The following is an 8,653-nucleotide window of genomic DNA, read 5'->3' on the forward strand; positions in this document are numbered from 1 at the left end:
GCTTCATATACTCTACTACATTTTCAGATAGCTGTTCCGAAATCGGCCTGAATCGCAGGTGCCATTCACGAACAGCGGATTTCCTTGATTTTATCAAAAATAAACTTGGTTATAAAATGTAGGAGGAGAGTATGGAAATGAAAATGAAACTGACTGTATGTATGCTTGCATTTTTTCTGCTGACGGCTGTGCTTCCGTTCACGGCTTTGGCGCGGTTTGATGACGGGGAAAAAGTAATGTTGGCAGCATCCTCTGCCCGTCAGCCTGTTCAATTGAAAAAGGCCGCGCCGACGGTGTATTTAACATTTGACGACGGGCCGGGCAAATACACGGGGCAGGTGCTGGATATTCTCAAGCGTTACCAGGTGCCGGCAACCTTTTTTGTGCTGGGACAGGAGGCGAAGCGTTCTCCTGAGCTGGTCCGCCGCATTATGGCGGAAGGCCATGTCCTCGGAAATCATACATACAATCATAATTACAAGGAGCTTTATGGAGATTTCAAAACCTTCTGGACTCAGATCAAGCAGACAGAAGAAATCGTATATGAGATTACGGGCTTTCGTCCGCAGCTGGTAAGGGCTCCTGGCGGGACCTATGGACATTTTGACAAAGTGTATTTCCACCTGCTGCAGGAGGCAGGATATAACGTAGTGGACTGGAATGTGGACAGCGGCGATTCAAAGCGCTTGGGCGTGCCGGCGGCTCAAATTGAGGCGGGAGCGGTGCGGGGGATTGGCCATGCGGGAGACAAGGTTGTGCTTATGCACGATGGAGGCGCGCGGGCGGAAACTGTTAAGGCCCTTCCGTTCATCATAGAAAAGTATCGTTCCGCAGGGTATTCGTTCGGTGTTCTGGGACCTGATCAGTCCAATTGGAAGTCTCCGGTGAAAAAAATGGCCAGTGCAAGACCGGCGCCTGATGCGAAATGGATCGCCGAGCATGTTCTGGCGAATAAAACAGTGCTCTTTCCTGAAATGAAGCCTCTTGTTCTTGAAGTAGGCAATAGAGAAGCCACACTTGCTTTTGGGGAATATGAGCTGGACGGGGGACAAATCATCGTATCGCTGCGGGCGGCCATTGAGCGTCTGGGTGGAACGGTGACCTGGGATTCCATCTCCAAAACGGCTACAGCCGCATGGAACAGCAGGACGATGCAGATCTATGCTGATACAGGCAAAGTGACAAGCTGCAGGGAGGCAAACCAGTGCGTATCGGGAACCATCCATGTGATCCTGCGCGCCGGGGCCGTTCAGATTCCGCTCCGCGACCTGCTGAAATGGGCGGGGCGCCCGGTCAATCAGCTGCACTTTACTCATGCGGAGTACAGAGTTACAGCGGCCTAAGAAGTGCTTGTGCCTTCCTTGACGTTCTGAATTGTCGTTGCGTATAATGAATCCAACAATTGAGGGAGGCACGGTAATGAATAAGCCTAATGAAATAGTTGTTGTTCTCGATTTCGGAGGACAATACAACCAGCTGATTGCAAGAAGAATTCGGGATCTCGGTGTTTACAGCGAGCTGCTCCCTTATAATACTCCGGTGGACAAGCTTCGTGAGCTTGCGCCGAAAGGAATCGTTTTCTCCGGCGGACCTTCCAGCGTATATGCGGAGAATGCTCCGCATGTGGACAAAGCCATTTATGATCTGAATATTCCGATTTTCGGAATCTGCTACGGTATGCAACTGATGGCTCAGCAGCTTGACGGCAAGGTGGAGCGGGCGGACAAGCGTGAGTACGGCAAAGCGGACGTGCAGTTCAATAAGGATGCCGCATTGGCGAAAGGGCTTGATTCCTTGCAAACCGTATGGATGAGCCATGGCGACCATGTTACGGAAATGCCTGCAGGCTTCAAGCTGGACGCGGGTACGGAGAGCGCACCTATTGCCGCGATGAGCAATGAGGAACGGAAGCTGTATGCGGTACAGTTCCATCCGGAAGTGCGCCACTCAGTGAACGGTAATGAGATGATCAGCAATTTCCTGTATGAAGTGTGCGGATGTGCAGGCAAATGGACGATGGAGTCGTTTATTGAAAATCAGATCCAGGAAATCCGCGAGCGCGTAGGGGATAAAAAGGTACTGTGCGCACTGAGCGGCGGTGTGGATTCCTCCGTCGTGGCCATGCTGATCCATAAAGCCATCGGGGATCAATTGACTTGTATGTTCATTGACCATGGCCTGCTCCGTAAAGGCGAAGCGGAGAGCGTTATGGATACATTTGTGGGCAAATTCGACATGAAGGTTGTCAAAATTGACGCCCGTGAGCGGTTTTTGTCGAAGCTGGCAGGTGTGGACGATCCGGAGCAAAAGCGGAAAATTATCGGCAACGAATTTATTTATGTTTTTGAGGAAGAGTCCGCGAAATTTGACGACTTTGATTTCCTTGCTCAGGGAACCCTGTATACGGATATTGTCGAGAGCGGCACGGCAACGGCTCAGACGATCAAATCCCACCACAATGTGGGCGGGTTGCCTGAGAACATGAAGTTCAAGCTAATCGAACCGCTGAACGCCTTGTTTAAAGACGAAGTCCGCAAGGTTGGCGAGGAATGCGGTCTGCCGGCGGAAATCGTATGGCGCCAGCCTTTCCCTGGCCCGGGTCTTGCGATTCGCGTGCTTGGCGAGGTAACTGAGGAGAAGCTCACCATCGTCCGGGATTCGGATTATATCCTGCGTGAAGAAATTGCCAAAGCGGGCCTTGACCGCGAAATTTGGCAGTATTTCACGGCGCTGCCGAACATGAAGAGTGTCGGCGTTATGGGCGATGCCCGTACGTATTCCTATACTGTAGGCATTCGTGCTGTAACTTCCATCGACGGCATGACCGCCGACTGGGCGCGCATCCCTTGGGACGTGCTGGAGAAAATCTCCGTGCGGATCGTCAATGAGGTGGACAATGTAAACCGCGTTGTTTACGATATCACCTCCAAACCGCCAGCAACCATTGAGTGGGAGTAAATATATTGAAAAATTAGGCAGCTGCATATTAAAGACCCGGATTCGAAGAAGAATCCGGGTTTTTGGCATATTAACGCCGAAGTAATGCATCATTTTTTTCAGGATACCATTCCCACCCTTTAGCCCCTGAATCTTTTTTCTCATATCCCGCAAAGCCTCGCCATCGAGTTCAGTTGACCGCTACTGGTATGATTTCTCCCTATTCTGCTTAAATCGGCCTTCAATTTATGGATCGAATTATAGATCGATCTCCTGCCGCTAAACTAGGTTTATTCCTGCTATCGTAAATTTTTCTCAGAAGATTGTTAATGCTTTTGTTCATTTTACGTATTAACATATGTGAGTTCCCTCATAACAAATTGCGCAATTTGTTGAACTGCCCGGTGGAGGGATGGTGGAAGGAGGGTATGGATGGAAGTTATCCAGGGTAAAGTGGATCGTCACAAGCATACAGAAAGATCGCATGAAGCGATCATGTCAAAAGAGGAATTCACACAAATATACAATACGTATTTCAAACGTGTGTACAAGTATATTTATTATCGCATTAATAACCACCATGCGGCGGAGGATATTTGCAGTCAGGTGTTTGAGACCGTGATATGCAAATACTCCAGCTTTTCACAGGAAAAATCCAATTTTGAGGTGTGGTTGTTTGCCATTGTAAGAAATGCCGTAACAGATTACTTCAGAGCTCAGAAGAAAAGGCACTACTCCTCATTGGATTCTTTGCTGGAACTGATTTTTCCCAAGCCGTCACCTGAAGAGTTGGCGATTCGCGAGGATAATAATCAGGCACTGTTCAAGGCTCTCGCCAAGCTGCGGGAGAAGGAGCGTAACATCATCGCCATGAAATATGGGGCTGGACTGAAAAATTCAGAAATCGCACAGATCATGGGTGTCAGTGAGTCCAACATTGGTGTTGTGCTGTATAGAAGCCTAAAAAAACTGCATCTTTCCTTACAGGCGGGGGGATTCAAAAATGAATGAAAAAAATAATCTCACAGAATTCAGCAAGACCATAGAACTGCTTGAGAATGCGGAACAGGGGAGCGATACCTCCAAAGCAAGGATCTATAACCGCTTGATCAACAAGCTGGACCATGGAACTATTAAATCTCAATCTAGTGAAAAGGACGGGATAACGATGAAAAAAAGCAGTTGGAGAACAGCAGTGGTGATTGGCAGTGTGGCAATTTGTCTGGGCGGGGCTTTTTCTACAACCACCTATGCACAGGACATGTTCCAATCCATCCTGGCAAAGTTTAAGGTGGGGAATCTTGAAATCACGCAATACGATAAGGAACTTCCTCCTGCTTCTCCGTCCTCCACTTCATCTGAAAATGCCGAAAGTGTGAGATCCGGCGACACTCAAATGTCGGCTCCGACCAAGCTGACAATAGATGAAGCCCGTTCAGCGCTTGGAATGAACTTCCCAGCCCCTGGTTGGGTGGCGGATTATAAGTATGAGAACAGTGTTCTCCAGGGCACCGGCATGGTCGAAGTGCAATACAATTCAGGGGATAAAGCTGTTAATTTCCTGATTTCCAAAGGTGGAGAAAACGGAATCGGTACTACCGAAGAGGTGAAAACAGAGGTCATCAACGGGACTACGGTCTACTTTGCCAATGGAATTGTGATTTGGGAAGAGAAGGGTTTTACAGTTGAAATGTATTCCCGAATAGACTTTGACAAAGCCACACTCGGGAAAATCATCGACAGCTTTAGCATTGGTGCTCCGGTCAAACCCTTGGATGCCGATAAGGTGAAGGAAAATGTGGATAAGAGTAGAGTTGGAGGCGCTGGCCCGGCCCCGGCCGGAAATTGAGGCGTCAAAGCGGGAATAAAAAACGAAAAGATACGAATAGACGCTACCGGGCTTGCCTGGTAGCGTCTTGTTTTTTAGGAAGAAATCCTGCTTCATTGTTTATACAATTTAGGCCAGTATTCCTTTGGCGCGTGCTTCCTTGATCCATGCCGGAAATTCGTTGAGAAGCCGGTCATATAATTCCTCGTCGTTAATGCTTGATATATCGTCCAGCGCAAAGAAATTAGCGTTATCGATATAACGCCCAGGCATTTCATCGAGTTTTTGCAGCACCCCGTAATTGGCCTGCCCCAGACCGACAAACTGCCAGAACAGATTTTTGGTGGAGCTTTTGGTAATAAGCTGTGAGATTTTCCTTTTCTGACTAACCCCGCCGTCGCTGAAAAAGATGATGTACGTTGGCATGCTCACATTAGGCTCTTCCACAGTGTACTTGCGAATAACATCCTCCATCACCGGAGGTTCATTGTTCGTGCCGCCTTTACTGCCCAAAGTGTAGGTACGGGCAATGTAATTTTCAAAGTCCCTGGCCGTAACGCTCGGTGCGCGCAAATAATCTTCGGCGAAAAACCATACATCCAGCTCGCCGTTATCATCAAATGTGGCAGCAATCGCCAGTATACGTTCAAAGGCTTCCTGAACAGTGCCATTGCGGTACAGATGATACATGGAGCCTGACGCATCAAAAACAACAGCCACACGTGCCTTGATTGGCTCAAGCTTCTTTTTCTCAAGAGTGATCGTCACTTTTCGTTTAAGCAGATCGATTTTGCTCAGATTCACAGGTGCGGGTGCAGGATTTGTACTTGGGACGGGAGCAGGGGAAGGAGGAGCCGGTGCTGCCGAAGCAGCGGCCACTTCAGCAGCAGCAGGATCCTCCACCTCAACACCAAACGACTCAGCGAGCGGCTTCAATCCTCCGAAAAATCCGCGTCCGATGGCCCGTACTTTGAGATCATCGCGGTGCTTGTAGATTTCAATGAAAATAAGGGCCGTTTCTTGCGTAGCCTGAGTAATCTCATATGTAACTTGCTGGGAGCCTGCTTGGACAATGGCTTGGCATTTCTCTACCTGCGCGAAGGTTCCCCCTTCAAGGGTGGCGGTAAAAACGCATTTTGATACAGGAGCCTGCCGAAGCTTATGCGTATCAATTAAAAAAGTACATTTCAGTTTTTCCATCTGCTGCAAAGTCACACTCTGCTGCGGATCGGCAGTCTGATTGTAGAAAACAAAATAGTCGTCCGATGGCACTTTGCCGCTCTCGTTCACCATAAAACAGCTGACGTCGAGCGCTGACGGAGCTGAGGCACATTGAATAGTTACTTGCAGTTGGGCTGATTCATGAAGGCTAGTGTTCTGACCTGTATTCAGGCTGACAATAGGATTTGACATTGCGATTCGCCTCTTCCTCTAACTGGTGATTGATAATAGCTATCCAAATTCTGAGGCAAATGTTTCCATAAGTCAATTGATTTGTAGCATTTCCCGCTTGCAGATAGTGGTTTTTGCAGAAAAAATGCGCTTTCAGATTATTTTCCGAACAATTAATTAAGGATGTGTAAATAACATTCGTTTTTATTGTTGACATATGCCCAATCACGGCCTACAATAACGATACCGAATATGATACAAACTTGAACGAACGACAATAATAAAGATATGCTTTCGTATAATTCCGGGGATTGGCCCGGAAGTCTCTACAAGGTCACCGTAATGATCTCGCTACGAAGAAGGGCTCCACTGATCCGGTATGCTGAACGCTTCCCGGATCGATGCTGCTTGCTGCGGCGGCAGTACAGTGGAAGCCGCTTTGCCGGTGCATAAACGACCTGGGGGAATCCATTCTTTCCGGGTCTTTTTGTCGTTCACGACTTTTAATCAAAGGGGAGTTTTGAACAATGGATCGCTTCTTTAAATTAAAGGAGAACGGTACCAACGTCCGCACGGAAATTATTGCGGGTATTACAACGTTTATGACCATGGCCTATATTCTGGTTGTAAACACGATCTTTCTTGGACCAAGCGGTGCAGGAATGCCTGGTGAGGCCGTGTTTTTTGCAACAGCGGTTGGCGCAGGCTTAATTACGATTTTGATGGGCCTGTTTGTCAATGTGCCGATTGGCATGGCTCCTGGCATGGGTTTGAACGCTTATTTCATGACAGTCGTACTGAGCTCTAATGGAGTAATTACGTGGCAGGCTGCTCTTGGCGCTGTTTTCATTTCAGGTATCGTGTTCCTGATCCTGACTGTGACGAAAGTACGGCAGATGCTGCTGGTGGCTGTGCCTGAAAGTCTGAAAATGGCGATTACCGTCGGGATCGGACTGTTTATCACCATTATCGGCTTGAAGCTCTGTAACCTTGTTATGGTGAACATTAACCCTGGAACGGATATCACGCACAGCGTTCCTGGGTCCGGCTTTAACCTTACTTTGGGCAACCTGTTGGTGCAAAAAGATGCTTTGCTGGCTTTGATCGGCCTGCTGATTATCGCGGTGCTGATGGTGCTGCGTGTGAAAGGGGCCCTGTTGATCGGGATTGTCGCTACAACCATTATCGGCATCCCGATGGGGGTAACCAATGTGAGCTCGCTTTCCGGGGCGAGCTGGTTCCCCAGCTTCAATAACCTGGCGGTAGGGCAGCTGGATCTGGCAGGGGCGCTGCACCTTGGTTTGTTTGAAATTATCTTCATCTTCACATTTGTGGAGCTGTTTGATACATTCGGCACATTGGTGGGAACCGCGACACGCGCCGGAATCATGGAGAATAAAGCAGAGGGCGAGAAGAAAATCGGCAAAGCGATGCTCGTTGATGCGGTAGGCGTAAGCGCCGGTGCGGTACTCGGGACAAGTACGATTACTGCTTTCGTAGAGAGCTCTTCGGGCGTTGAAGCAGGCGGTCGTACTGGTCTCACCGCAGTAACCACAGGCGTTTTGTTCCTGCTGGCCTTGTTCATCTCCCCACTGGCCCTGCTTGTGCCGTCAGCCGCAACTGCGCCTGCTCTCATTATTGTGGGTGTGCTGATGATCAGCCAGGTCCGCAAGATCGATTGGGATGACTTCATGCTGGCATTCCCGTCCTTCCTGACCATTGTAATGATGCCATTCACAGGAAGTATTGCGAACGGTATCTCTGCCGGAATTCTCACATACGTGATTCTGGCACTGTTCGGCAATCTTTTTGCCAAGCGCAATGTGAAAATACATTGGTTGATGTGGGTGCTCGCGGTCATCGTCATCATTCGTTTTGTGTTCATGGGTTCTGAATGACAAGCTGAATCAACCTTAAGATAGCCTCCGGATGCGCTTGCGCCGGAGGTTTTTTAGTTCTCGATAAAATATTGAGGCGCATTCCGCCATATCTCTGAATAGTGTATTAACTATACGGAGAGAATTAAGCAAAGCACGTTGCAGCTAGGTGAAAAAAACATTTTTTAAATTTTCTCTTGTCAGCTCATCTGTTTCATGTTATATTCTAATTCCGGCCAAAACGAGTCATTGAAAAATGCGTAGCAAAATCTTTTTTTGAAAAAGTGCTTGCTAAGATGGTCGGAAGATGATAAGATATAAGAGTTGCTGATGCGGTGAGCTGAAGCGGCGATGAAGTTTGATCTTTGAAAACTGAACAACGAGTGAGAGGATTTTGCGAAGCAAAATCCACCGCGAAGGTTTTTGGTACATGTCTATGACTGTATGAAAACCAGAGCGGACATTGAGATATGATATCTCGTCAGATTCAAATGAGCTTAATCGCTCTTTCGATATACTCACCGAATTTGATTCACTCAGCTGAGTGGAACCCAAATCCGGTGAGGTCGATGTTACTTCGTAACATCTTTATTGGAGAGTTTGATCCTGGCTCAGGACG

7 protein-coding genes and 1 riboswitch are annotated in these 8,653 nt (G+C 48.2%); of the genes, 5 read left to right on the forward strand and 2 right to left on the reverse strand.

Translation table 11 applies throughout. The features are described from left to right. Nucleotides 1–137: 137 nt before the first annotated feature. The 4 genes from ACE5KN_RS17835 (at nt 138) to ACE5KN_RS17850 (ending at nt 4,786) form a co-directional block, all read left to right on the forward strand. Complete coding sequence (locus ACE5KN_RS17835) at nt 138–1,343, forward strand: polysaccharide deacetylase family protein (protein ID WP_375526705.1); 1,206 nt, start codon at nt 138–140, stop codon at nt 1,341–1,343. Nucleotides 1,344–1,419: 76 nt separating this feature from the next. Continuing rightward, nucleotides 1,420–2,958 (forward strand): glutamine-hydrolyzing GMP synthase, encoded by a 1,539-nt coding sequence (guaA, locus tag ACE5KN_RS17840; protein WP_375526704.1) that lies wholly within the window; start codon nt 1,420–1,422, stop codon nt 2,956–2,958. A 411-nt stretch (nt 2,959–3,369) separates the two neighbouring features. Beyond that, nucleotides 3,370–3,948, forward strand: a complete 579-nt coding sequence (locus ACE5KN_RS17845; RefSeq protein WP_375526703.1) for a sigma-70 family RNA polymerase sigma factor — start codon at nt 3,370–3,372, stop codon at nt 3,946–3,948. Continuing rightward, nucleotides 3,941–4,786, forward strand: coding sequence for a hypothetical protein (locus tag ACE5KN_RS17850; protein WP_375526702.1), 846 nt, complete (start codon nt 3,941–3,943; stop codon nt 4,784–4,786). Before ACE5KN_RS17845 ends, ACE5KN_RS17850 begins: the two co-directional genes overlap by 8 nt. Nucleotides 4,787–4,894: 108 nt before the next feature. Here ACE5KN_RS17850 and ACE5KN_RS17855 read toward each other — a convergent pair whose 3' ends face one another. Together ACE5KN_RS17855 and ACE5KN_RS17860 are read right to left on the reverse strand one after the other, a co-directional pair. Continuing rightward, complete coding sequence (locus ACE5KN_RS17855) at nt 4,895–6,178, reverse strand: vWA domain-containing protein (protein ID WP_375526701.1); 1,284 nt, start codon at nt 6,176–6,178, stop codon at nt 4,895–4,897. 253 nt (nt 6,179–6,431) lie between these two features. Continuing rightward, nucleotides 6,432–6,531, forward strand: a riboswitch (purine riboswitch). Then, nucleotides 6,509–6,655: a hypothetical protein gene (locus ACE5KN_RS17860; RefSeq protein ID WP_375526700.1), complete on the reverse strand. Its 147-nt coding sequence runs from the start codon at nt 6,653–6,655 to the stop codon at nt 6,509–6,511. Its footprint overlaps the riboswitch before it by 23 nt. Before the next feature lie 29 nt (nt 6,656–6,684). On the opposite strand from ACE5KN_RS17860, the gene ACE5KN_RS17865 reads away from it, so the two are divergent. After that, nucleotides 6,685–8,055 carry an NCS2 family permease gene (locus tag ACE5KN_RS17865; RefSeq protein ID WP_375526699.1) on the forward strand — a complete coding sequence of 457 codons (1,371 nt, stop codon included), beginning with the start codon at nt 6,685–6,687 and terminating at the stop codon, nt 8,053–8,055. Nucleotides 8,056–8,653: the final 598 nt, after the last annotated feature.

The sequence above is a fragment of the Paenibacillus terreus genome, from assembly GCF_042138595.1.
Classification (GTDB): domain Bacteria; phylum Bacillota; class Bacilli; order Paenibacillales; family Paenibacillaceae; genus Paenibacillus; species Paenibacillus terreus.